Genomic DNA, 24480 nt, shown 5'->3' on the forward strand with positions numbered 1-24480 from the left:
TCCCACCCACGGATCGAACTTTTCGGCTCCCGCACGGTCTGCGGGTAATCTGTGACCATGGTATCGCGCAGCACTGTCACGACGATGACGCTTGCCCTCGGCCTTGTCCTCGCCGGATGTTCGGGACCCAGCGACCCGACGTCCCAGTCGACGTCGACCCCATCGGAGTCCGCGACGCAGACCGACGCCACTGCCGCTCCCAGCGATGCGGGAACCGAGAGCCCGACCCCCACCGAGGCGGCCCCCACGCAGGCCGAGCTCCCCGACTTCATGGCCCCCTATGAGGGCGCCGAGGTGATCTCGAGTTCGCGCGCGCAGGCGGAGTCCGGCACGCTCGACCAGGTGAGCATCGTCATGCGGGCGGAGGCCGAACCCGACGACATCGTCAAGTCCTACACCGAGAAGCTGGAGCAGGCCGGGTTCGAGACGTTCGGCGACGGGTCGCTGACGAAGGCAGCCCAGGTCGTGAACTTCCGTCACAAGGACAACGACGGCATGCTCGTCCTCACCGTCAGCGACGACCCCGCCGACCCGAAGGCCTCGATCGTGTCGCTCGGCGGGACCATCGCTCCGTGACCTCGCCCGACCGCGTCGAGTCCCTCGACGCTCCCGCGGACATCGCCGCCGAGGTGGCGGCCGGCATCTCCTCCTTCCTCACCGCGAAGGCGGCTGAGTTCGAGGCGATCTCGCCCGATACGGCGGAGATCGGCACCGCGCTCATAGACTTCACCCGGGGCGGCAAGCGGATCCGCCCGGTCCTCCTGTGGTGGGGCTATCAGCTCGCCACCGGAGGCGGGCGCCGTCTCGGTGACGGGACGGACACCACGCGTTCGGCACTCGCCGAGGCGGCCGCCTCCCTCGAGCTCCTCCACGCCGCGGCCCTCATCCACGACGATGTCATCGACCACTCGGACACCCGGCGCGGCGAGCCGGCCCTCCACCGCCGCTTCGAGTCCCTCCACGCGGCGCTGGGCTATCAGGGCGAGGCGGAGCCGTTCGGGGTCGCCGCGGCGATCGTCATCGGCGACATCTGCCTGGCCCTGAGCGAGGAGATCTACGAGACCGCGTGCGACGCCCTCTCCGGGTCGGTCACGGCGCAGGCTCTGCGCGCGCAGATGCGCCGGGACGTCATGGTCGGACAGTTCCTCGACGTCCGCGCCGAGGTGATCCCCCTCGACGATGACCGCATCAGCGAACGGGCGTGGGAGGTGCTGAGCTTCAAGTCGGCGAAGTACTCCGTCGAACAGCCGCTCCTCCTCGGCGCGGCTCTCGGCGGGGCGAGCGACGAGCAGCTCGCCGCGCTCTCCCGCTTCGGCCTGCCGCTGGGACAGGCGTTCCAGCTGCGCGACGACGTCCTCGGCATCTTCGGCGACCCGGCAGCGACCGGCAAGCCCGCCGGCGACGACATCCGTGAGGGCAAGCGCACCGTGCTCATCGCCGAGAGCCTGCGCAGGATGCCCGCCGAACGGCGGGAGATCCTCGCCGCGCGCCTCGGGGTCGGCGACCTCAGCGACGCCGAGGTGGCCGAGACCGTGACGATGCTCGCCGAGGCGGGCGGACTCGCCGCCGTCGAGGAGCTCATCGCGATCAAGCACGGGGAGGCGCTGAGCGAGCTGCGCCGGTGGTCCGACGATGGGCAGGCGCTCGACGCCGCAGGGTCAACCGGTGCCGGGACGGCGTTCCGCCTCGGCGAGGGTGCCGTCGAACGGCTCGAGGACTTCGCGACGAAGCTGAGCTATCGGCAGCGCTGAGGCAGTCAGAACGCGAGCGCCTGGGCGCGGCGGCGGACTTCCTTGCGGTTGCCGGCGCGGAGCAGGTCGATCGGGCGTCCCGGCAGGGAGTCGTCGGGGGTGAAGAGCCATTTGATCGACTCCTCGGCGTCGAAACCGGCGTCCTTGAGAGTGCTCAGCGTGCCCTTGAGCGGGGTGAGCACCGCGCCGTCGACGAAGAACGCGGACGGCACCCGCAGCACCTTGGGGTCGCCGTGCTTGTACCCGCAGATCGCGCCGTCTTCGAGGAGTCTGCGCACCTGGGAGATGCCGAGACCGGTTGATTCCGCGATGTCCGGCAGGGTTTCCCAGTCCTGGACGAGTTCTTCCGTATTCACCCCTCAAGCCTAGCAAAATCGGGAAGAAACACGCCGCCATGCGGGCGGCAATCCCGGGTCCGGAGCGGGGTACTCGATACGCTGGTGGTTGAAACTTCCCCAGAGAAATGAAGCCGAACAGGTGACAGATGACTAGCACGCGACGGAAATCGCAGATTCCCATCACCGCCGCCCCTGACATCCGTGCTGCCTCACGCGTGAGTTCGACCGGCCCGATCCCCCGCCCTGCGGGAGCGGATGCCGACACCGCCGAGGCGGCCCCGACGCCTGCCCCGGAAGCGCCGTCCCAGCGGGGTGCGTCCCAGACGGGCACCGCAGCACAGGCTTCGACAGCGCCGACTTCGGGACCGCAGTGGACCGCGGGCACGCAGAGCGAGACCGTGCCCGTCACCCACGGCGGTCGCACCTACAAGGTCAAGCAGGGCGACACGCTCTACGCGGTCGCGAGCCGTCACGGCGTCTCCGTGCCCGCCCTGGCCGACCTCAACCGGATCTCGCCGCGGCAGAATCTCAGCCAAGGGCAGGTCCTCTCCCTGCCGGAGAAGAACGAACTGCCCGACACCGACCCGTCCCACGTCGTCACCCCGGGCGAGACGCTTGCCGGGATCGCCGCGACCCACGGGATCTCCCCGGGCACGCTGCGCCGCGCGAACGCGATGAGCGATGACTCGCTCATCCGCGTCGGCGAACTGCTCCTCCTGCGCGACGGCGCAGCGCGTCCGCGCCGCCACGCACCGGACGTCCCCAAGGCGCTGCCGCAGGTCGCCGGTGCCGAGGGCATCCGCCCGAGCGTCGTCCATGCCGCCCGCCTCAACAAGGCCACTCTGCTCGCCCGCACCCATCCGACCCCGGAGCAGGCGCGGTTCCTCGTCGCGCAGATCGCCGAGGAGCTCGGCGCCGACCCGGCCCTCATGCAGTCCGTCGCCGCCCAGGAGTCCGGTTTCCAGCACGCCACGGTCTCGGCCGGGAACGCGATCGGGATCATGCAGGTCACGCCCCGCTCCGGCCGGTGGGCCAGCGACATCGTCGGACGCAGCCTCGACCTGCTCGACATCGCCGACAACATCGTCGCGGGAACCGTCATCCTCGGCTGGCTCGTCGAGACCGCCGAATCCGAGACCGAAGCACTCGCCGGCTACTACCAGGACCTGCGGACGGTGCGCGAGGACGGACTGCTGCCGGAGACGAAGGCCTTCGTCCGCGCCGTGCAGATGCAGCGGGGCCGCTGGGAGGAGGCACGATGAACGCGCTGCCCGATCCGCTCATCGGCGTGGTCCTCAACGACCGCTACCGGATCGACGCGAAGATCGCCCGCGGCGGCATGGCGATGGTCTACCGCGGAACCGACCTGCGCCTCGACCGCGAGATCGCGATCAAGGTCATGCACGAGCACCTCATCTCCGATGAGACGTTCGTCGAGCGGTTCCGCCGGGAGGCGATCAACGCCGGTCGCCTCACCCACCCCAACCTCGTGGCCATCCACGATCAGTCACGCGACGGCGACATCGTCTACCTCGTCATGGAGCACCTGCCCTCGGTGACGCTGCGCCGGGAGCTCAAGCACCGCGGATCGTTCACCCCGCGGCAGGCGATCGTCGTCCTCGACGCGATCCTCGCCGCCCTCGAGGCGGTCCACTCCACGGGCATCATCCACCGCGACCTCAAACCCGACAACGTCCTGCTCGGCACCGACGGCCAGGTCAAGCTCGCCGATTTCGGGCTCGCCCGCGCCGTCACCTCGGCGACGACGACGAAGACCCTCATCGGCACCGTCGGCTACGTCGCCCCCGAGCTCGTCACCCGCGCCGGTGCCGACGCCCGCACCGACCTCTACACCGTCGGCATCATGTTCTACGAGATGCTCACCGGGACGCAGCCCTACACCGACGACGTGCCCATCCAGGTCGCCTACCGGCACGTCCACGACACGGTGCCGCCGCCGTCGGAACGGGTGCCGGGGCTGAGCCCCCGCCTCGACGCCCTCGTCCTCTGGGCGACGTCGAAGGACCCCGACGACCGGCCCGCGGATGCCGCTGAGTTCCGCAGCGCCCTCGCCGAGGCACGAGCCCACATGAGCGATGCCGAGCTCGATTTCGGTGACCCCGAGGCGGTCGCCGGGGAGCACTCCCCCGCCCTGACCGCGAGCATCGACCTCGGCTCGGATGTGCCGAAGGAGAAGAAGTCCCGCACCGACGAGATCCCCTACCTCGAAGACGACGAAGCCGACGAGGCCGCCGAAGAGGAGACACCCGACGAGGCGAGGGCCGGATTCGACGAGACCGCGAACCGACGCACTGCCGTCGGTGCCGGAGTCGCAGCCGGTGCCGTCGCCGCATCCGGCAGCGCAGGATCGGCCGGTGCCGGCGGTACCGCCACCGCACTGCGCGATGAATCGCCGACCGGTGGCGACGAGGCCTCCGGGGAGTCGTCCGCTGGGGACTCCTCCGATACGCCCGACCACGAGACTTCCGACGCCGACACCCCTGACCGCGACGCTGAGTCGACGGCGGCTCCTGTCCGCACGTCGAAGACGAAGAAGTCGAAGACCGGCGCGAGAACTGCGGTCGCCGCTGTGGCCGGATCCGGGTCCGGCACCGGCACCGCGTCTGCGCAGGCCGATCCGTCCGGGGGCGACGCGGACGAGGCGGGTGCCCCCGTCACGGCGGCGGCCGCCTCGACGGATCCGAAGCGCCGCAGGCGCCGTCGCCTGGCCACGACCCTCGTCGCCGTCGCAGCGGTCATCGTCCTCGTGGCCTGGCTCGTCATCGCCAACCTGCCGACCCCGACGTCGATCGTTCCCGGTCAGCTAGCCGGCAAACCCGTCGCCGAGGCGACCGCAGCCGTCGAGGACAGCGGGCTGACGACGGAGCGGCAGGAGGTCTTCGACGACCAGGTCCCGGCCGGCACCGTCGTCGGGTCCGAACCGGTCGGAGGCACGGAGCTCTCCCCCGAATCGACGGTGACGCTCGTCGTCTCGAAAGGCGTGGAGATGTTCGCGGTCCCCGAACTCGTCGGCCAGACCGGCGATGAGGCGAAGTCGGCGCTCGAGGACACCGGCCTCGCCGTCGGCGACGTCAGCGAGGAGTACAGCGACTCGGTCGACAAGGGGCGCGTCATCAGCGCCTCGGAGGACCAGGGCAAGGAGCTCACGCACGACACGGCCGTCGACCTCGTCGTCTCGAAGGGCCCCGAACCGATCGCCGTGCCCAACGTCGAGGGCCTGTCTTACGATGCGGCCTTCGCCACGCTGACGAAGCGCGGATTCCGCGTCGGCAAGGAAGAGGTCTTCTCCGACACCGTCCCCAAGGGCGACGTCGTCTTCCAGTGGCCCAAGAGCACCGAGGCGAAACCGTACAACTCCCTCGTCATCGTCCGCGTCTCGAAGGGCAAGGAGGAGAAGCCCGCCGACGAGAACAAGGACGAGAAGCCGCAGGACGAAGCCGACAAGGACGGCAAGTGACCGAAGCCCTGGCACAGCTCACGGGCTGATCCGGCGGCGACACAACAAGGGCGCCCCTCGCAGATGGTGATTGCGAGGGGCGCCCTTGTGTCCCGCAACCTGAGGTTGGGACGGGCCCGCGTCGGCTGGGCCCCGCGGTCGAGACCGCGCGGACTCAGCCCCGGCGCGTGAGGTACTCCGCGACCTGGAACGCCATCTCGAGCGACTGGTCGTGGTTGAGGCGCGGGTCGACGAGCGTCTCGTAGCGGCGGCGCAGGCCTTCGTCGTCGATCTCCGTCGCCCCGCCCATGATCTCGGTGACGTCGTCACCGGTGAGTTCGATGTGGAGACCGCCGGGGACCGTGCCGGCTTCCTGGTGAGCGGCGAAGAAGCCCTCGACCTCGGCCATGACGTCTTCGAAGCGCCGGGTCTTGTATCCCGTGCTCGAGGTGATCGTGTTCCCGTGCATCGGGTCGCTGACCCAGGTGACGTGCGGCAGCTGGTCGCCGATGCCGGCGAGGAGCTCGGGGAGGACGTCGTTGATCTTGCCGGCGCCCATGCGGGTGACGAAGGTGAGGCGTCCGGGCTCTGCGTCGGGGTCGAGCTTCTCGGCCAGCGCCATGGCGTCGGCGGCGGTCGCCGTCGGGCCGAGCTTGACGCCGATCGGGTTCTGCACCTTCGAGAGGAAGTCGACGTGGGCGCCGTCGATCTCCCGGGTCCGCTCCCCGATCCACAGGAAGTGGCCGGAGACGTCGTAGGGCAGTCCGGTGCGCGAGTCGATGCGGGTCAGTGCCCGTTCGTACTCGAGCAGGAGCGCCTCGTGGGCGGAGTAGAACTCCGTGGTGCGCAGCGCATCGAAGTCGGCGCCGCAGGCGTCCATGAACCGGATCGCCCGATCGATCTCCCGCGCGGTCTGCTCGTAGCGCTGGTAGCCGGGGTTCGACGTGAGGAAGCCGCGATTCCATTCGTGGACGAGCCGCAGATCGGCGAAGCCGCCCTGCGTGAAGGCGCGGATGAGATTGAGCGTCGAGGAGGAGACGTGGTAGCCCTGGAGCAGGCGGTTCGGGTCGTGCCGGCGCGACTCCTCGGTGAACTCGTAGCCGTTGACGATGTCGCCGCGGAACGACGGCAGCGTGACGCCGTCGCGGGTCTCCATGTCCGCGGACCGCGGCTTGGCGAACTGTCCGGCCATGCGGCCGATCTTGACGACTGGCATCGAGCCGCCGTACGTGAGCACGGCCGCCATCTGAAGCACGGTCTGGACGCGGGCACGGATCTTGTCGGCCTGGGCACCGGCGAAGGATTCGGCGCAGTCGCCGCCGGCGAGGACGAACGCCTCACCACGGGAGGCCGCGGCGATCCGCTGCTTGAGCACGTCGGCTTCTCCGGCGAAGATGAGCGGCGGGTAGCTGCGCAGCTTCTCAAGGGAGTCTTCGAGCGCTTCGGCATCGAGATACGTCGGCTGCTGCTTCGCATCCATCGTCCGCCAGTCGTCGAGACCGCTGAGGTCGTCGGTGCCGGCTGCGGCGATGTCGGTGTGGGCGAAGACCGGATCGATATGAAGGCTCACTGCAGTTCTTTCGTTACGTTTCTTCACCGGTCTCGAAGTCCTCCGCGGAGACGTTGTCGAGGAAGTCGCGGAACTGGGCGACTTCCTCTTCGTCTGCTTCGGGAGCTTCGATGCCGGCGTCTTTGAGGAGATCGGAGTCGACGTAGACCGGGCACTCTGCCGTCAGGGCCAGGGTCACGGCGTCCGAGGGGCGCGCGGAGATCGTCTTGCCGTCCTCGGTGTGGAGTTCGGCGAGGAAGATCTGTCCGTCGCGACCGGTGATGGTCACATCGGCGAGTTCGTCGTCATGGGCGGCGAGCACGTCGAGGAGCAGAGCATGGGCCATCGGCCGCGGCGGGGTCAGGCCCCGCTGCGCGATCGAGAGCGCATTCGCTTCGATCGCACCCACCCAGATCGGCAGGTAGTAGGCGGGCTCATTGGCCTTGAGCAAAAGGATCGGTTGGTTGGCGGGCATTTCGATGCGCACACCGACAACCTCAACTTCGACGTTTGACATTATCCCCCGGTCAGGAGCGCGGGCGCTGCTGGAAGATCATTCTGAACTTCCCGATCTGCACGTCCGCGCCGTTCTGCAGTTCGATGGAGTCGATGAGCTGACGACCGACATAAGTGCCGTTGAGCGACCCGGTGTCGCGCAGGGTGAATCCGCTCGGGGTGCGAATGAACTCAGCGTGCTTGCGCGACACGGTGACGTCGTCGAGGAAGATGTCGGCGTTCGGGCTGCGGCCCACCGTGACGACATCCGTGTCGAGGAGGATCTGCGAACCGGAGTCCGGTCCCGACACAACGACGAGGAGGGCGTCGGTGTCCTGGAGTCCGTCGAGGTCCGGCACGGGGTGGATCTCACCGGTGTGCGGGTCGAGGATTCCCTGGAACGGCTGCTGACCCGAGTCGCCGGCATTCTGCGCGCCCGGATACTGCTGGCCGCCCTGGTACTGCTGACCACCCTGGTTCTGCTGGTCATAGCCCTGCTGGCCGCCGGACTGCTGGCTGTAGCCCTGCTGATCGTAACCCTGCTGAGCGTACTGACCCTGCTGGTCATAGCCCTGCGGCTGATACTGACCCTGCTGGGTGTAGTCGTCCTGCTGGCCGTATCGGCCGGGAGGCTGCTCACCTGTGGGGTGATCGGCGTGCCGGCCGTGTCCGCCGTCGCCCTGGTTCTGCTGCGGCTGGTTCTGTCCGAAGTTCGGCGCGGCAGGCGCATCCTCAACCGGCGGCTGCCCGTAGGCAGGCGTGTTGCCACGACCGTCACGGCCCTGATCCTGGTCGGCGCCATCGTTTCCGGTGCCGAAGGGGAACTTCTTCGACTGCGGAACTTCTCCGTTGTCGTACCACGGCTGCGAGGGATTCCGGCGCCCTTGGTCATTGTTCTGCGACATTATGCCTCCTCGCTCTGCACGAGCTTATGGTACTGCTCCTCGTCCAACAGGCCCATCACCTGTTCGGGATCGCTCGCCTCGACGAGGTACATCCAGCCGTCCTCATAGGGAGAGGAGTTGACGGTCTCAGGTTTGTCGGAGAGCGCCTCGTTGATCTCGGTGACGGTGCCGGACAGAGGCGCGATGAGATCGGAGACGCTCTTCGTGCTCTCCACCTCTCCGCAGGAGTCGCCCTGGGTGATCGAATCTCCGACTGCGGGCAGGTCGACATAGACGACGTCGCCCAGCTGGGACTGGGCGAAATCGGTGATACCCACACGGTAGACGACGTTGTTCTCCGTGGTGTGGACCCACTCGTGGTCCCGTGAGTATAGGTAAGAGACTGGAAAATCCAGTTCCGCCATGTCGACTCCTCCAGCTTGTCGGTGTTCCAAGCATAGCCGCCTGGAGTGCTTACATAACAATCACGAAACAGAAATGTTACTGACCCTCTGACGACAAGTCAGCAGACCCCTGTCTCTCAGGTGACTACCTGGGATGATACTAGTTTGTCGAAGGTCACGAACCGCAATTTTGGAAGTTCGGGAGCGATCGTTATAGGCTTGACCACGTTGCCCCGGCACGGGTGCTGAGCAACGGGCTATGGCGCAGCTTGGTAGCGCGCTTCACTGGGGGTGAAGAGGTCGTGGGTTCAAATCCCGCTAGCCCGACCGATCGAATGTGTCGCGACTGATGTCGCGGCACATTTTTCATTTCCTTTCGATTCCCGCAGCACCCTCGCCGCCTGGTGCGCCCTCGGTGCGCCGCCCGGTGCCCCCTCGGCGCCGTGTGCGCAGCGATGCCGGGTCCGTTCTCGGCGTCGCCGGAACCGCGAACGAGCTCTCCTGCGCGGTCAGTCCTCCCGCTGCCGCTCACCGTCGAAGCGGCCGGCGAAGACGACGGTCGCCGCCCCGATGACCACGAGCAGCCCGAGGCCCCAGCGCAGGTTGGTCGCGGTGGCGATGACCCCGACGAGCGGACTCGTCGCCATGAACCCGATGCGCATGATCCAGTTGACGAGCGTCACTCCGGCCGCCCGCCCGGCACCGGGAAGGCGCGAGGCGGCACTGAGCGCCCCGGGCACGAGCGTCGCCGAGCCGTATCCGAGCGCGGCGAGCGAGACCAGCAGCTGCACCGGCTCGACCGCGGTCGCCGCCCCGAGACCTCCGAGAGCGATGAGGACGCCGCCGAGGCGGGCGATCCGTCCCGCCCCGAACCGGCCGACGAGGACATCGCCGGTGAAGCGGCCGACGCACTGGCTGCCGATGACGATGCTGAATCCGATCCCGGCCATCGTCACCGGCAGACCCGCGATGTCGACGGCGGCGAGCGCCGCCCAGTTGTTCGCGATGTCCTCGACCGCGGTCCCGCAGACCGCGACGATCGCCAGCGGCAGCGCGGCGATGAGGATCCGGCGCTTGCGCCCGGGTCCCGGGGCCGGTGCACGGGCCGCCTCGGCGTCGTCGATGATGTGCCTGCCCCACTGCCGGCCCTCTCCCCCGATGAGCCACCGCCCGACGATGACGAGGACGAGGCAGCCGACCGCGACGAGGAGGAGATGCAGCCGGATGTCCATGCCCGCCGCCGCGGCCGCTGTGGCCAGGGCACCGCTGAGCAGACCGCCGAGGCTCCACAGCGCATGCATCGAGGAGAGGATGATCCGCGACCGGTTCTCCTGGACGCCGATACCGACGACGTTCTGTGCGACATCGACGATGGCGTCGCAGACTCCGACGAGGAAGAGGCAGCCGGCCATCATCCAGCCGCTCGTCGACCATCCGGTGAGCGCGACGAACGCGACGAGGAGGACGGTGCCGCCGACGACGACCGCGTTCGCGCCGAAGCGGCCGATGAGCCGGGCCGGCAGGATGGAGGAGGCGATGGCCCCGACGGCGAAGGAGGCGACGACGAGCCCGAACTCCCACGCGCTCAGACCCAGCCGGGTGATGAGGAGCGGGTACCACGGCAGGAGGGCGGCGAACGCGGCGCCGTTGGACGAGAAGTAGATTCCCGCTCCCGCAACGCCCGCGAATCCCGGCGTGCTCCGCTGTCCCATCGTCTCTCCCTCCCGTGCTCTCCGGACTGCTGCGCCTCGGCCTGCTGTGCCTCGGCACGCTGTCCTCCGGGACCTCGGCGGTGCCGGGCGAGTCGCTGCGGTCCGTCACCGGCCGGCACAATGGTCCCCACCCTATCGATCCTGTCCGCCCGCGATCGCGAGCCACGCGTGCGGCCAGGTCGGCGGACACGGCAGCGCGGCAGTCGCCCGTGCCCGCCGACCTGGCGTACCCTGGGTGACGCACAGCACCCGGGATGATCGGTTCCGGGCGACCGAATCACCCAAGGAGACCTCCCGTGTCCACGTCTCAGAACCCAGCCGACAACCGGCTGCACGGAATGGAGCGGGTGTCCTCCCGCATCATCGGCATCTCGATCGCCGCCGCCCTCGGCGGGTTCCTCTTCGGTTTCGACACGGCGGTCATCAACGGCGCCGTCGACGCCCTGGCCACCGACTTCGGTCTCGACGCGTTCCTCAAGGGCTTCGCCGTCTCCTCGGCGCTCATCGCCTGCGCCGTCGGTGCATGGTTTGCGGGATCGCTCGCCAACCGCTTCGGTCGCCTTCCCGTCATGGTCGTCGCCGCGATCCTCTTCTTCATCTCCGCGATCGGCTCGGGACTCGCCTTCGGCGTCACCGACCTCATCATCTGGCGCATGGTCGGCGGCCTCGGCGTCGGCGCGGCCTCCGTCATCGCTCCCGCCTACATCGCCGAGGTCTCCCCCGCCCGTGTGCGCGGACGCCTCGGATCCCTCCAGCAGCTCGCGATCGTCTCCGGCATCTTCGCCGCACTGCTGTCCAATGCGCTGCTCGCCACGGTCTCCGGTGGCGCCTCGGCCCCGTTCTGGTTCGGCATCGACACGTGGCGGTGGATGTTCATGGTCGAGGCGATCCCGGCCCTCATCTACGGTCTCTCCGCCCTCGGACTGCCGGAGTCCCCGCGCTTCCTCGTCGCCCGTGGCCGCGAGGAGGAGGCGGCGAAGGTGCTCCGCGACTTCACCGGCGTCGTCGACACCGACGCCCTCATCGACCGCATCCGCCAATCGCTCAAGCGCGAGGAGCGCGAGTCGTTCCGCGACCTCATCGGCAAGCGGTTCGGCCTCAAGCCGATCGTGTGGATCGGCATCCTGCTGTCGGTCTTCCAGCAGTTCGTCGGCATCAACGTCATCTTCTACTACTCGACGACCCTGTGGAGGTCCGTCGGCTTCGACGAGTCGAGCGCCCTGCTCACCTCCGTCATCACCTCGGTGACGAACATCGTCGTGACGATCGTCGCGATCCTCCTCGTCGACAGGGTCGGGCGCCGCAAGATGCTCCTCGCCGGCTCCCTGCTCATGGGCGTCTCACTGGCGATGATGGCGATCGCGTTCTCCTTCGCCGAACTCGTCACCGCCGCCGACGGCACGACGAGCGCCGAGCTCGGTGCCCCCTGGTCGGTCATCGCCCTCATCTCCGCGAACGTCTTCGTCGTCGGCTTCGGTGCGACGTGGGGTCCGCTGACCTGGGTCCTCCTCGGCGAGATGTTCCCCAACCGGATCCGCGCCGCCGCCCTCGCCGTCGCCGCGGCAGCGCAGTGGGTCGCGAACTTCGCGATCTCGACGACGTTCCCGATCTTCGCCGACATCAGCCTCACCTTCGCGTACGGCTTCTACGCGTTCTTCGCCGTCCTCTCCTTCTTCTTCGTGTGGTGGAAGGTTCCGGAGACGAAGGGCATCGAACTCGAGGACATGAGCGAGGACGTCTCCCCCACCCACAAGCCCTGACCCGACCGCTCTCACCTCTCGCCGTAGGCGGTCGGTGGTCACCCGCGCCGAGGCGGTCGGAGCGTCACCTGCACCGAGGCGGTCAGGCGTTGTCGTCGGAGGCGCGGGACGACCGTGCCTGCCCGGCGCGCGCCTCACCGGAGCTGCCGGAGTCACTGAAGTCGCCGACGTCACCGGCGCCGGCGGCACCGGCATCAGCATCGCCGACGTCACCAGTGTCGGCGTCGGCACCGTCGGCGTCCGCGGCATCACCGGAGTCGGCCGCGTCAGGGTCGCTGGCATAGTCCATCTGAGCAGGGTCGTCCTTGCGCTTGAGGCCGATGATGAGACCGGCGACCGCGAGCGCGAAGCACGCGACGAGTCCGACCGTCAGGCCGGGGGCGAGCGCGTAGGCCTTCGCCAGCGCCTGGAAGCCGAGGAAGCCGACGGTCGAGTAGACGAGCGCCCACGCCGAGCCGCCGATGATGAGCGCCGGAATGTATCGGCGCGCGCTCATCCCCGAGGTGCCCGCAGCGAGGTTGAGGACCGTCTGGAGCCCGACCGTGAGGAAGCTCAGCGCGATGACGGGAGAGCCGTAGCGGTTGATCATCGCCTCCGCCTTGCGGTACTTGCGTCCCGACATGAGCCGGTCGACGCGGTCAATGCGGCGGATGCCGTTGCGGGCGAGACGCCCGAGCAGGTAGGTGCCCCCGGCGCGCGCGAGGATGATGCCGAAGAGGATGAGCCACGTGACGGCGACGGGGAACGACCAGTCGAGGGGGTTCATCGGCGCTGCGCCTCACCGTTCCGGGTGCTCTTCGTGCTCACCCTTCGAGTCTACGGCATCCCAGGTTAGTCCGCCCTAACCTGGGATGCGGCGAGACGAGGAATCTCAGCCGCACCCGCTCACACGCGCACGCCGCCGAGCCACACCTGGCTGACCCGGTCCTCGATGCCGCGGACGTCGTCGGTGCTGAGGTCCCCGTCGATGAGGACGAGGTCGGCGAGGAGGTCGGGAGCGATGCGCCCGCGGTCCTCGTGGCCGAGGAGGTCGGCGGCCACCGAGGTGCCGGCGGCGAGCGCCTCGGCCCCGGAGAGCCCGGCCCCGGCGAGCAGGCTGATCTCCTCGAGGTTCTCCCCGTGCGGGCCGACTCCGGCGTCGGTGCCCATCGCGATCCGCACCCCCGCCTCGTGGGCGCGCACGATCGAATCGTGGTGGGCGTCGATGACGGTCTTCGCCTTGTCGATGACCGACTGCGGCATGTTCGCCCCCGCCTCGGCGGCCTTGATGACGGCCCGCGGCGCCTGCAGGGTGGGGACGAGGAACGTGCCGTGCTCGAGCATGAGGTCGATCGCCTCGTCGTCGAGGTAGATGCCGTGCTCGATCGAGCGGACACCGGCGCGCACCGCGGCCTTGATGCCCGGTGCGCCCTGCGCATGGGACATGACGTGCGCTCCCTGGGCGGCCGCCTCGGCGACGATCATCGCGATCTCAGCGTCGGAGAACTGGGAGTGGCGCGGATCGTCCCGCGGGGAGAGGACCCCGCCGGTCGAGCAGATCTTGATGTGGTCGGCCCCGGCCCGGAGCAGCTCACGAGCCTTCCTCTGCACCCCCTCGACACCGTCGGCGACGCCCGAGGGGCGACCGGGGTGGGCGGCGAGGAACGGGGACTCGGCGCCGGAGACGAGGTGGTTGTCCCCGTGCCCGCCGGTCTGGGACATGATGTTGACCGCGATCGTCAGCCGCGGCCCGGGCACGACCCCGGTCTCGACGGCCGTCTTCGTCCCGAGGTCGGTGCCCCCGGCGTCGCGGACCGTCGTCACCCCGCCGGCGAGCGTGTCGGCCATGTGCCGCACGGAGTTGTAGAACTGGAGGGAGAACGGGTCGTGGAATGCCGAGACATTCGCCGCGCCCGCGCTCATGAGATGGACGTGGCAGTCGATGATGCCGGGCACGAGCGTGCGGTCGGTGGCGTCGACGAACTCGTCGCCGGCGTTGTGGGACCCCTGCCCCTCCTCGGTGATCGCGGTGATCCGATCGCCGTCGACGACGACATCGCGCCGTCCGGGGACGAACCGGGTGCCGTCGAAGACCTTCGCGTTCGTGAAAACCGTGACCATGGGCGCTCTCCTCAGCATCGTGGATGGGTGTCGCAGCGGGACCGGCCGACCGATCCCCGTGATCCTTCACATCTATCACGTCACCGTGTGCCACGTCATACCGGCGTTCACGTGCCCGACACCTTCTCCGGCTAAGATCATCAGCGAATACTCAGTCGGCGCTCACGGCGTCGACCTGGCAGCTCGATCCGGAAGTACTGTGACAGAACACGCCGCGCAATTCCCTGCCCAGCCCCGCCCCCGCGAGGATCGCACCCTCATCGATGTGCTCCTGGAGACCGCGGGCGCCCACGGCGACCAGCCCGCGATCGACGACGGCAGGACCGTGCTCAGCTACTCCGAGCTCATCACCGACATTCGCGACCTCGCCCTCAGCCTCGCCGAGGCGGGCATCGGTCCCGGTGACAAGGTCGGGGTGCGCGTGCCGTCGGGCTCCGTCGATCTCTACGTCGCGATCCTCGCGACGATGATGCTCGGTGCCGCCTACGTCCCCGTCGACGTCGACGATCCCGATGAGCGGGCCCGCACCGTGTTCGCCGAGGCGGCCGTGACCGGAGTGATCACCGAGGGCCGGGCGATCGAGGCCCGCACCGCGCGGGGGCCGCTCGAGCGCTCCGAGATGCGCGGGCCGACCCCCGACGACGACTGCTGGGTGATCTTCACCTCCGGGTCGACAGGCACCCCGAAGGGCGTGGCCGTCTCCCACCGCTCGGCTGCCGCGTTCGTCGACGCCGAGGCGGCCCTCTTCCTCACCGAGGAGCCGCTCGGTCCCGGCGACCGCGTGCTCGCCGGCCTCTCCGTCGCCTTCGATGCCAGCTGTGAGGAGATGTGGCTGGCGTGGCGGCACGGCGCCTGCCTCGTCCCCGCCCCGCGCGCGCTCGTCAAGTCCGGCATGGACCTCGGGCCGTGGCTGTCCTCGCGCGGCATCACCGTCGTCTCGACGGTGCCCACCTTGGCCGCCCTGTGGCCGGCCGAAAGCCTCGACGCCGTGCGCCTCCTCATCTTCGGCGGCGAGGCCTGTCCCCCCGAACTCGCCCGCCGCCTCAGCGACGAGGGCCGCGAGGTGTGGAACACGTACGGCCCCACCGAGGCGACCGTCGTCGCCTGCGCCGCCCTCCTCGACGGGACCGAGCCGATCCGCATCGGCCTGCCGCTCGACGGCTGGTCGCTCGCCGTCGTCGACGCCGCCGGCACCCCCGTGGCCGAGGGTGAGACCGGCGAGCTCATCATCGGCGGCGTCGGCCTGGCCCGCTACCTCGATCCGGCCAAGGACGCGGAGAAGTACGCGCCCATGCCGAGCCTCGGCTGGGAGCGGGCCTACCGGTCCGGCGACCTCGTCGTCAACGATCCCGCCGGCCTCATCTTCGTCGGCCGCGCCGACGAGCAGATCAAACTCGGCGGTCGCCGCATCGAACTCGGTGAGATCGACGCCGCCCTCCAGGCGCTGGCCGGCGTCGAGGGCGCGGCGGCCGCGGTGAAGACGACCCCGGCCGGCACGGACATCCTCGTCGGCTACCTCGCGAGCGCCGCCCCCGACGCGCAGGATCGGATCCCGGCATGGGAGGAGGCTCTGCGCGTCGAACTGCCGGCCGCTCTCGTCCCCCGCCTCGCCCTCATCGACGAGCTGCCGACGAAGACCTCGGGCAAGGTCGACCGCGCCGCCCTGCCGTGGCCGATGGGCGGGGAAGCGGAGACCGCGGACAGCACCGAGGTGTTCGACCCCGCCACCGAATGGATCGCCGACCAGTGGACGGCGGTCCTCGGGTCCCGCCCGGGTGCGGACACGGACTTCTTCACCGTCGGCGGCGGCAGCCTCGCCGCCGCCCAGCTCGTCTCCCGGCTGCGCGGCCAGCACCCGAGCGTCACCGTCGGCGACATCTACGCCCACCCGCGCTTCGGTGCGCTGGCCACCCTCTGCCTCGGCGATGACGGGGCCGCCGCCCCCGGACCGATCCGGGAGATCGGGCGGACGTCGAAGGGCATGCAGGCATTCCAGACGCTGCTCGCGATCCCCGTCCACATCCTCGGCGGGGTGCGGTGGGTCGTCATCGCCATGGTCCTCGCCAACCTCGCGAACCTCCTCGGGGCCGACGTGCCGCTGACGCCGTGGCCGGTCGTCATCACGCTCTTCCTCGTCTTCGTCACCGCGTGGGGGCGGATGCTCATCTCCGCCGGTGCCGCCAGGCTGCTCCTCGCCGGGCTGAAACCGGGCGTCTATCCGCGGTCGGGCTGGGTGCACAAGCGGCTGTGGCTCGCCGAGCACATCGCCGACCTCGCCGCGGCCGTCTCCGTCGCCAGCGCCCCCTGGGTGGGGTGGTATGCGAAGCTGCTCGGCAACCGCATCGGACCCGACGCCGACCTCCACTCCGCCCCGCCGGTCACCGGGTTCCTCACCCTCGAAGGGGGTGCGGCGATCGAACCCGAGGTCGACCTCAAGGGCTGGTGGGTCGACGGTGACCTCCTGCGCATCGGCACGATCGTCGTCGGGGAGAATGCAACTGTCGGTGCTCGGTCGACGCTCATGCCCGGCACGCAGATCGGCGCCGGGGCGCTCGTCGAGGCTGGGTCCGCGGTGACGGGCAAGGTGCGCCGCAACCAGATCTACTCGGGCTCCCCGGCCGTGCGCATCGGCAAGGCGAAGAAGACGTGGCCTGCCCCGCCGCAGCGCCGTCGCCTGCCGTTCCTCTTCTACGCCGCCGGCTCCCAGTTCAACGCCGCCCTGCCCTACCTCGCCGCGGTGCCCGGGCTCCTTCTCATGGTCGCCGTCTCCGGGATCGCCGTCGTCGAGAACCCGTGGCTCGTCCTCGCGTGGTCACCGCTGCTGGCGTGCGTGTGGTTCGTCTGCACCGCCCTGTTCATCCTCATCTCCGTGCGCGTGCTCGCCATCGGCATGGAGGAGGGCGAGTTCCCCGTCCGGTCGGCCCGCGGCTACCGGGTGTGGGCGACCGAGCGGCTCCTCGACCTCGCCCGCGATCTCCTCTTCCCCCTCTACGCCTCGATGCTCACCCCGTGGTGGCTGCGGGCGCTCGGGGCCAAGGTCGGTCCCGGCACGGAGATCTCCACCGTCGTCTTCGTTCCGAAGATGACGACGATCGCCGCCGGCGCGTTCCTCGCCGATGACACGATGGTCGCGAGCTACGAACTCGGCCACGGGTGGATGCGCGCGGGCCGGGCGAAGGTCGGCAAGCGGGCGTTCCTCGGCAACTCGGGCATCGCCTCACCGGGCAGGCGGGTGCCGAAGAATGCGCTCGTCGCCGTGCTCTCGGCGGCCCCGGCGAAGGCGAAGAAGGGCTCCTCGTGGCTCGGGTCTCCCCCGGTGCAGCTGCGCCGGGCCGCCGTCGACGCCGACGAGTCGCTCACCTACGCCCCGAAGCTCGGCGTGAAGATCGCCCGCGGCATCTTCGAGACGCTGCGGATCACCTCGGTGATGGTCGGCGGCGCGCTCGTCGCCGCGGTCATCCTCACGATCATCGCCCTCCTCGGCGTCCCCGGCGGACCGGCCTCCCCGGCCGGCGGCTTCCTCGCCTCCGTCGGGCTCGCCCTGCTCACGTCCGGGGTCGTCATGATGGTCGCCGGCGCCGTCGCCGCGGGCCTGGCGGTCATCGCGAAATGGGTCTTCGTCGGCCGCATCAGCCCCGGGGACCACCCGCTGTGGTCGTCGTTCATCTGGCGCGGAGAGGTCGCCGACTGCTTCGTCGAACTCGTCGCCGCCCCCTGGTTCACCCGCAACGCCGTGGGCACCCCGGCGATCGTGTGGTACCTGCGCGCGATGGGGGCGTGGATCGGGCACGGCGTGTGGTGCGAGTCCTACTGGCTGCCCGAGGCCGACCTCGTGCGCCTCGACGACAATTCGACGGTCAACCGCGGCTGCGTCGTCCAGACCCACCTCTTCCACGACCGGGTGATGAGCCTCGACGAGGTCACCCTCGAGGCCGGGGCGACGCTCGGACCCAACAGCGTCATCCTGCCCGCGGCGACCCTCGGGGAGAACGCGACGGTGGGGGCGACCTCGCTCGTCATGCGCGGCGAGTTCGTGCCGCCCCATGCGTACTTCAGCGGCAATCCTGTCATACCCTGGGTGGATGCACCTGAACTCCCTGAGCGCGCCCCGGTCGAGCACCCCGTCGATGCTTGATCCCTATACGCCGGGCGTCGGCAGTGCGGATCTGCTCATCGACCACTACGACATCGACCTCGACTACCGGATCGGGCCCAACCGGCTGGCCGGGAAGGCGCGGCTGACCGGCCGGGTGCTCACGGAGACGTCGACGATCGTCCTCGACCTCACGGGGATGCGTGTGACGAAGGCGAGCGTCAACGGCCGCAAGGTCCGCTACTCGCTGCGCGGGAAGAAGCTGCGGCTGAGCACCGAGGCGCTGGGGAAGAACCAGCCGGTGCGCATCGACATCGCCTACGAGGGCAACCCGCAGCCGGCGATCGGCACGTGGGGCGACATCGGCTGGGAGGAGCTCGAGGACGGCGTCCTCGTCGCCGGTCAGCCCGTCGGCGCCTCGACGTGGTTCCCCTGCAACGACCATCCCTCGAACAAGGCGAAGTTCCGGATCAGGGTGCTCACGGAGTCCGAGTACACCGTCGTGTCCAACGGCGACCTCGTCGAGAAGGTCCGCAAGGCCGGGCGCACGGCGTGGACGTTCCAGTCGACGACGCCGCTGGCGACCTACCTGGCGACCGTGCAGATCGGCCGGTACCGCAGCGCCGAGCTGCCCGCCCCGCCAGGGGTCGCCCCGAGTCCCGTTCCGCTGACGGTCTTCGCCGGTGAGGCCTGGCACACCGCCGTCGCGCGCCTGCCCGTCCAGCACGCGATGATGACCCTCTTCGTCGATCGCTTCGGGCCCTACCCGTTCGACCGCTACGACGTCGTCGTGACGAACGAGGAGCTCGAGATCCCGCTCGAGTCGCAGCCGCTGTCCGTGCTCGGGCCCAATCACCTCGGCCCCGAATGGGAGGCCGAACGGCTCGTCGCCCACGAGATGGCCCACCAGTGGTTCGGCAATTCGCTCACCCCCGGCAGCTGGTCCGACATCTGGCTCAACGAGGGCTTCGCGTGCTACGCCGAGTGGCTGTGGTCGGAGGAGACGGGGCTGATGAGCGCCGACGAGTGGGCCCGGACGTGGCATCGGGCGCTCAGCGCTTCCCCGCAGGACATCGTCCTCGCCGATCCCGGCGGCCCCGACATGTTCGACGATCGCGTCTACAAGCGCGGGGCGCTCACCCTCCACGCCCTGCGGCTGACCCTCGGCGACGACGTGTTCTTCGCGTGCGTGCGCGAATGGACGACGCGGCACCGGCACGGCAACGTCACGACGCGGGACTTCATCGACAGCGTCTCGCGCACCTCCGGTCGTGACATCGCCGAGGTGGTCCGTCCCTGGCTGACCGAGACCGCGCTGCCCCCGCTGCCGCTACCCCAGCTGCCGCACGAGCAGGTCTGAGTCGCCGCTGCGGCCGACGGGTTCGAATCCGCGGCCGCGGTAGAGGTGGGCGGCCCCGTTGCCGTCCTCGACGGCGAGGCTGACCGCGCGGACCCCGGAGAGCCGGGCGAGCGTGAGGAGGACGTCGAGGAGGGCCCCGCCGATCCCCTGCCCCTGGTAGGCGGGGAGCACGGCGATCGCGAGCTCCGGGATGTCGGCGGAGACCCACCCGTAGCCGGCGAAGGGGGCGGGCGCCTCGTCACCGGCCTCGGCGACGAAGTCAGCCTCCCCGGATTCGTCCTCGACCACCTCGGCGACGATCTCCCCGTCAGCGGACTCCTCGTCGACGACGGTCGAGGCGATGACGGTGGAGTGCGGTTCGAGCCCGGCGATGAACGTCGCGTCAGCGGGTTCCTCCTCGTCGCCGGTGATCGCGGCGGGGTCGGCATAGCGCAGCCACGCGAGGCCGACGATCTCCTCCCCGGCTTCGTCGTAGCAGGCCACGGCGAGGTCGCCTCGGCGCCCCCAGTCCGCGAAGTACGCCCGCGCATCGGGCCGGTCGACGAGGTCGGCGCGGGGAATCGTCGGCTTGTCCATCGACCAGTTGAAGGCGAGGTCGACGAAGGGGACGAACACCTCGTCGGGGGTGTCGGCCGGCAGGGGCCGGATGCGGGTGGCCAGATCGTGCTCGCTCATGTCAGTCCCTTCTCTACCGCGGTGCGGATCCAGGTGTGGTTGCGCACGCGCCAGCCCAGGGTGAGTGCGCGCAGGCCGATGAAGCCGAGGCAGAAGGTCGCCCACAGTCCCAGCGCACCGGGCCACAGCGCGGTGACGGGGATGAGGAGGAGGGCGTAGCCGATGACGGCGAGGAGCTGGGCCAGGGCGAGGTAGCGGGCGTCCTCGGCGCCCATGAGGACCCCGTCGAGGACGAAGACGTACCCGGCGATCGGCATGCCGAGGGCGAGGATCGGCAGGAGCCCGGTCAGCGTCGCGATGACGGCGGGGTCGGAGGAGAAGACGCGCGGGATGAGGCCGGAGCCGGCGAAGAGGACGAGCCCGACGATGATCCCGAAGACGATGCCCCAGAGGATGAGGCGGCGGTTGATCGCGGCGACGGCGTCGACGTTCCGCGCTCCGAGTTGGAGGCCGATGAGGGCCTGCCCGGCGATCGCGAGGGAGTCGAGGGCGAGCGCGAGGGCGAAGAAGAGGCTCTGGGCGACCTGGATCGCCGCGAGCTCCGTCGTACCGGCCGCGGTGGCGAGGACGACGAGGACGATGAGGGAGGCGCGCAGGCTCGCGTTGCGCACGAGCAGCCAGCCGGAGGTCTTCGCCGAGGAGAGGACGCCTGCCCAGTGGGGGCGGAAGCTCGCGTGGAAGCGGCGGGCCGCGCGCAGGCTGATGAGGAGGTAGACGGCGCACATGCCCGCCTGTGCGACGACGGTGCCGAGCGCAGAGCCGGCGACGCCGAGGCCGAGGCCGTAGATGAAGAGGGCGTTGAGGCCGATGTTCGCAATGCAGCCGACGGCGGCGACGACGAGTGGGGTGCGGGTGTCCTGGAGTCCGCGCAGCAGCCCGGTCGCGGCGATGACGACGAGCATGAACGGCAGCCCCCACCACGAGATCGCCAGATACGTCTGCGCTCCGGCCGCGACCGCGGCTCCCGGTCCGAACGCGGCGATCGCGGTCGACAGCAGCGGCAGTCCGGCGACGAGGAGGAGCACCGAGGTGACGAGGGCGAGCCAGATGCCGTCGAAGCCGGCGCCGACGGCACCGCGGGTGTCGCCGGCGCCCATCCGCTTGGCGACCCGCGGAGTCGTCGCATAGGCGAGGAAGATCATCAGTCCGAGCACGGTCTGGAGGATCGTCGAGGCGATCGCGAGCGACCCGAGGGCATCGGCGCCGAGGTGGCCGACCATGGCCGTGTCGGTGAGCAGGAAGATCGGTTCGGCGATGAGCGCGCCGAGAGCCGGCAGCGCCAGCCGAAGTATGTCCCTGTCGATCGCTGCCACGCCTGCGAGTCTATCCAATCGCAGGCGCGGCGGCGATGAACGGGGCGGCCTCAGACGACTTCGAAGAGACCGGCGGCGCCCTGCCCGCCGCCGATGCACATCGTCACGACGACGTACTTGACGCCGCGGCGCTTGCCTTCGATGAGGGCATGGCCGACGAGGCGGGCCCCGGTCATCCCGTAGGGGTGGCCGACGGAGATGCCGCCGCCGTCGACGTTGTAGCGCTCCGGGTCGATGCCGAGCCTGTCCCGGCAGTAGAGGGCCTGGACGGCGAAGGCCTCGTTGAGCTCCCAGAGGCCGATGTCGTCGATCGTCAGACCGTGACGCTCGAGGAGCTTCGGCACGGCGAAGACGGGACCGATGCCCATCTCGTCCGGGGCCACCCCGGCCACGGCCATGCCCCGGTAGATGCCGAGCGGGCTGAGTCCGCGCCGGGACGCCTCGGTGTCGGACATGAGGACGGCCGCCGAGGCGCCGTCGGAGAGCTGGGAGGCGTTGCCGGCGGTGACGCTCGGATGCTGCGAGGCAACTCCCGGATCGAGGACGGGCTTGAGTCCGGCGAGCCCTTCGAGGGTGGTCTCGGGGCGGTTGCCCTCGTCCTGGGTGAGCGTGACCTCCTCGGTCGAGGTCTCCCCCGTCGCCTTGTCGACGACGACCTTCGTCGTCGGCAGCGGCACGATCTCCGCGTCGAAGCGCCCGGCGGCCTGCGCAGCGGCGGTGCGCTTCTGCGATTCGAGGGAGTAGGCGTCCTGCTCCTCACGGCTGACCCCGTAGCGTTCGGCGACGATCTCCGCGGTCGCGAGCATCGGGTAGTAGATGCCGGGGACGTTCTCCTCGAGCCACGGATCCTTCGCCCGGAAGGTGTTCATGTGCTCGTTCTGGACGAGCGAGATCGATTCGACGCCGCCGCCGACGGCGATCGACTGCCCGTCGACGATGATCTGCTTGGCCGCGGTCGCGATCGCCATGAGCCCGGAGGCGCACTGGCGGTCGACGGACATCCCGGCCACGGTGACGGGCAGGCCCGCGCGCAGGGCGGCCTGGCGTCCGATGTTCGTGCTCTGGCTGCCCTGCTGGAGGGCCGAGCCCATGATGACGTCGTCGACCTCCGCGCCGTCGACGCCGGCGCGCTCGACGGCGTGGGCGATCGCGTGGCCGGCGAGCTCCTGGGCCTGCGTGTCGTTGAAGGCGCCGCGGTAGGCGCGTCCGATCGGGGTTCTGGCGGTGGAGACGATGACGGCGTCGACCATGACTGTCCTGCTTCCCTCGTGGCGATGGATGGTGGGGTGGTGCGGTTGCTGTGCGAGTGCTCTGACTGCCGGGCGGTGGCGGGTGCCCGCTCAGTTCCGGGGGCCGCCGGCGACGTAGATGACCTGGCCCGAGACGAATCCCGCACCCTCGGAGACGAGGAACGACGCGGTGTTCGCGATGTCGTCGGGGGTGCCGGCGCGGCCGACGGGGATCTGGCTGATCGCCGCCTTCTTGAAGTCGGCGAAGTCGACGCCCACCCGCTCTGCCGTGGCCTTCGTCATGTCGGTCTCGATGAAGCCGGGCGCGATCGCGTTGGCGGTGACGCCGAACTTCCCGAGCTCGATCGCCCACGTCTTCGTCATGCCCTGGATGCCGGCCTTCGCCGCGGAGTAGTTCGTCTGGCCGCGGTTGCCGAGCGCCGAGGTCGACGACATCGACACGATCCGCCCGAACTTCTCGGCGACCATGTGCTCCTGAACCGCCTTGGCCATGAGGAACGCCCCGCCGAGGTGGACGGAGAGCACCTTCTGAAACTCCTCGTAGCTCATCTTGAACAGGAGGTTGTCGCGGAGGATGCCGGCGTTGTTGATGAGCACGGTGGGTGCGCCGAGGCGGTCGGCCACCTCGGCGACGGCGGAGTTCACGGACGCTTCGTCCGAGACGTCGGCGGCGAGTCCGATCGCCTCGCCCCCGGCTGCGGTGATCGCGTCGACGGTCTCGTCGGTCGGCCCCATGTCGAGGACGGCGACCTTGAGTCCGTCGGCGCTGAGCTTCTTCGCGATCGCGGCGCCGATGCCGCGTCCGCCGCCGGTGACGATTGCTGTGCGTGCCATGGATGACTCCTTCAGTGACGGAACATGGGACGGTCAGTGGCGCAGCGTGAGGCGATCGTGCGCTGTGATGCACACCTCACTGCCGCTTCCTCCCACTCTAGACCATCACTGAACGAATGATTGCTCACCGGTGGACCACCTCGGCGCATACAGGGTCGTGGAGGACGTCGACGCGAGCCCACCGCTCACCTGTCCCACCGACGCCCTGGACCGGCAATTACGCCGCCACCCGACAGCCGACAGCCGCCACGCCATCGACGCCCCGAACCGACAAATACGCCGTCACCCGACGGCCGCCACGCCATCGACGCCCCGAACCGGCAAATACGCGCTGAGCAGAGGGCGTATTTGTCGGTTCACCGCGTCGAAGCCCAGTACTGGCCCGCACCTCGCACCGAGGCGGCCGGACCGACGCACCGAACCGCCACCAACTCCCCGACCCGGCAATTACGCCGTCACCCGACAGCAGCCACGCCATCGACGCCCTCGACCGACAAATACGCCG

At 69.7% G+C, this 24480-nt stretch carries 19 protein-coding genes and 1 tRNA gene; 8 read left to right on the top strand and 12 right to left on the bottom strand.

The features are described from left to right. Nucleotides 1-57: 57 nt before the first annotated feature. Nucleotides 58-576 carry a hypothetical protein gene (locus tag ABD154_RS06540; RefSeq protein ID WP_232623621.1) on the top strand — a complete coding sequence of 173 codons (519 nt, stop codon included), beginning with the start codon at nt 58-60 and terminating at the stop codon, nt 574-576. Further along, the gene (locus ABD154_RS06545) at nt 573-1751 is read left to right on the top strand and encodes a polyprenyl synthetase family protein (RefSeq protein ID WP_198499014.1); all 1179 of its coding nucleotides are present in this window, start codon (nt 573-575) and stop codon (nt 1749-1751) included. Before ABD154_RS06540 ends, ABD154_RS06545 begins: the two co-directional genes overlap by 4 nt. A 5-nt stretch (nt 1752-1756) precedes the next feature. Here ABD154_RS06545 and ABD154_RS06550 read toward each other — a convergent pair whose 3' ends face one another. Continuing rightward, on the bottom strand, nt 1757-2107 hold the full coding sequence (locus ABD154_RS06550) for an Rv2175c family DNA-binding protein (protein WP_137826473.1): 351 nt from the start codon (nt 2105-2107) through the stop codon (nt 1757-1759). A gap of 128 nt (nt 2108-2235) precedes the next feature. On the opposite strand from ABD154_RS06550, the gene ABD154_RS06555 reads away from it, so the two are divergent. Together ABD154_RS06555 and ABD154_RS06560 are read left to right on the top strand one after the other, a co-directional pair. Next, nucleotides 2236-3351, top strand: a complete 1116-nt coding sequence (locus tag ABD154_RS06555) for a lytic transglycosylase (protein WP_232623622.1) — start codon at nt 2236-2238, stop codon at nt 3349-3351. After that, nucleotides 3348-5567, top strand: coding sequence for a protein kinase domain-containing protein (locus ABD154_RS06560; protein WP_198499015.1), 2220 nt, complete (start codon nt 3348-3350; stop codon nt 5565-5567). The genes ABD154_RS06555 and ABD154_RS06560 overlap by 4 nt, the downstream gene beginning before the upstream one ends. 154 nt (nt 5568-5721) lie before the next feature. Here ABD154_RS06560 and ABD154_RS06565 read toward each other — a convergent pair whose 3' ends face one another. The 4 genes from ABD154_RS06565 to gcvH are packed head-to-tail and all read right to left on the bottom strand — an operon-like array spanning nt 5722 to nt 8899. Beyond that, on the bottom strand, nt 5722-7116 hold the full coding sequence (locus ABD154_RS06565; protein ID WP_198499016.1) for a class II 3-deoxy-7-phosphoheptulonate synthase: 1395 nt from the start codon (nt 7114-7116) through the stop codon (nt 5722-5724). A gap of 13 nt (nt 7117-7129) precedes the next feature. Continuing rightward, a complete protein-coding gene (locus ABD154_RS06570; protein ID WP_232623623.1) occupies nt 7130-7582 on the bottom strand; it encodes a bifunctional nuclease family protein in 453 nt (150 codons plus the stop codon). A gap of 40 nt (nt 7583-7622) precedes the next feature. Next, complete coding sequence (locus tag ABD154_RS06575; protein WP_344250675.1) at nt 7623-8495, bottom strand: FHA domain-containing protein; 873 nt, start codon at nt 8493-8495, stop codon at nt 7623-7625. Further along, nucleotides 8495-8899, bottom strand: coding sequence for a glycine cleavage system protein GcvH (gcvH, locus tag ABD154_RS06580; RefSeq protein WP_198499018.1), 405 nt, complete (start codon nt 8897-8899; stop codon nt 8495-8497). Before gcvH ends, ABD154_RS06575 begins: the two co-directional genes overlap by 1 nt. A 232-nt stretch (nt 8900-9131) precedes the next feature. On the opposite strand from gcvH, the gene ABD154_RS06585 reads away from it, so the two are divergent. Then, nucleotides 9132-9205: transfer RNA gene (locus ABD154_RS06585), tRNA-Pro, on the top strand. Nucleotides 9206-9387: 182 nt separating this feature from the next. On the opposite strand, the gene ABD154_RS06590 is transcribed toward ABD154_RS06585, so the two are convergent. Beyond that, the gene (locus tag ABD154_RS06590; RefSeq protein WP_198499019.1) at nt 9388-10590 is read right to left on the bottom strand and encodes an MFS transporter; all 1203 of its coding nucleotides are present in this window, start codon (nt 10588-10590) and stop codon (nt 9388-9390) included. A gap of 338 nt (nt 10591-10928) precedes the next feature. Here ABD154_RS06590 and ABD154_RS06595 point away from each other — a divergent pair, with 338 nt between their 5' ends. Beyond that, nucleotides 10929-12350, top strand: a complete 1422-nt coding sequence (locus tag ABD154_RS06595) for a sugar porter family MFS transporter (protein ID WP_198500992.1) — start codon at nt 10929-10931, stop codon at nt 12348-12350. Between the two features lie 82 nt (nt 12351-12432). Here the strand turns inward: ABD154_RS06595 and ABD154_RS06600 are convergent, their stop codons facing one another. Both ABD154_RS06600 and ABD154_RS06605 read right to left on the bottom strand, forming a co-directional pair. Beyond that, a complete protein-coding gene (locus ABD154_RS06600; RefSeq protein WP_198499020.1) occupies nt 12433-13116 on the bottom strand; it encodes a DedA family protein in 684 nt (227 codons plus the stop codon). Nucleotides 13117-13235: 119 nt separating this feature from the next. Further along, nucleotides 13236-14450 (bottom strand): metal-dependent hydrolase family protein, encoded by a 1215-nt coding sequence (locus ABD154_RS06605; protein ID WP_198499021.1) that lies wholly within the window; start codon nt 14448-14450, stop codon nt 13236-13238. 199 nt (nt 14451-14649) lie between these two features. On the opposite strand from ABD154_RS06605, the gene ABD154_RS06610 reads away from it, so the two are divergent. Both ABD154_RS06610 and ABD154_RS06615 read left to right on the top strand, forming a co-directional pair. Then, on the top strand, nt 14650-18585 hold the full coding sequence (locus ABD154_RS06610; protein WP_198499022.1) for a Pls/PosA family non-ribosomal peptide synthetase: 3936 nt from the start codon (nt 14650-14652) through the stop codon (nt 18583-18585). Continuing rightward, a complete protein-coding gene (locus ABD154_RS06615) occupies nt 18533-19903 on the top strand; it encodes a M1 family metallopeptidase (RefSeq protein WP_232623624.1) in 1371 nt (456 codons plus the stop codon). The genes ABD154_RS06610 and ABD154_RS06615 overlap by 53 nt, the downstream gene beginning before the upstream one ends. Here ABD154_RS06615 and ABD154_RS06620 read toward each other — a convergent pair. The 4 genes from ABD154_RS06620 to ABD154_RS06635 all read right to left on the bottom strand — a co-directional run bounded on the left by ABD154_RS06620 (nt 19874) and on the right by ABD154_RS06635 (nt 23975). Continuing rightward, nucleotides 19874-20578, bottom strand: a complete 705-nt coding sequence (locus ABD154_RS06620) for a GNAT family N-acetyltransferase (protein WP_198499023.1) — start codon at nt 20576-20578, stop codon at nt 19874-19876. The two genes, ABD154_RS06615 and ABD154_RS06620, sit on opposite strands and share 30 nt — an antisense overlap. Further along, complete coding sequence (locus tag ABD154_RS06625) at nt 20575-21891, bottom strand: MATE family efflux transporter (RefSeq protein ID WP_198499024.1); 1317 nt, start codon at nt 21889-21891, stop codon at nt 20575-20577. The genes ABD154_RS06620 and ABD154_RS06625 overlap by 4 nt, the downstream gene beginning before the upstream one ends. Nucleotides 21892-21941: 50 nt before the next feature. Beyond that, complete coding sequence (locus tag ABD154_RS06630; protein ID WP_137826483.1) at nt 21942-23141, bottom strand: acetyl-CoA C-acyltransferase; 1200 nt, start codon at nt 23139-23141, stop codon at nt 21942-21944. A gap of 90 nt (nt 23142-23231) precedes the next feature. Next, complete coding sequence (locus ABD154_RS06635) at nt 23232-23975, bottom strand: SDR family oxidoreductase (RefSeq protein ID WP_198499025.1); 744 nt, start codon at nt 23973-23975, stop codon at nt 23232-23234. Between the last annotated feature and the right edge of the window lie 505 nt (nt 23976-24480).

The organism is Brevibacterium sanguinis (genome assembly GCF_039528855.1).
GTDB classification, from domain to species: Bacteria; Actinomycetota; Actinomycetes; order Actinomycetales; family Brevibacteriaceae; genus Brevibacterium; species Brevibacterium sanguinis.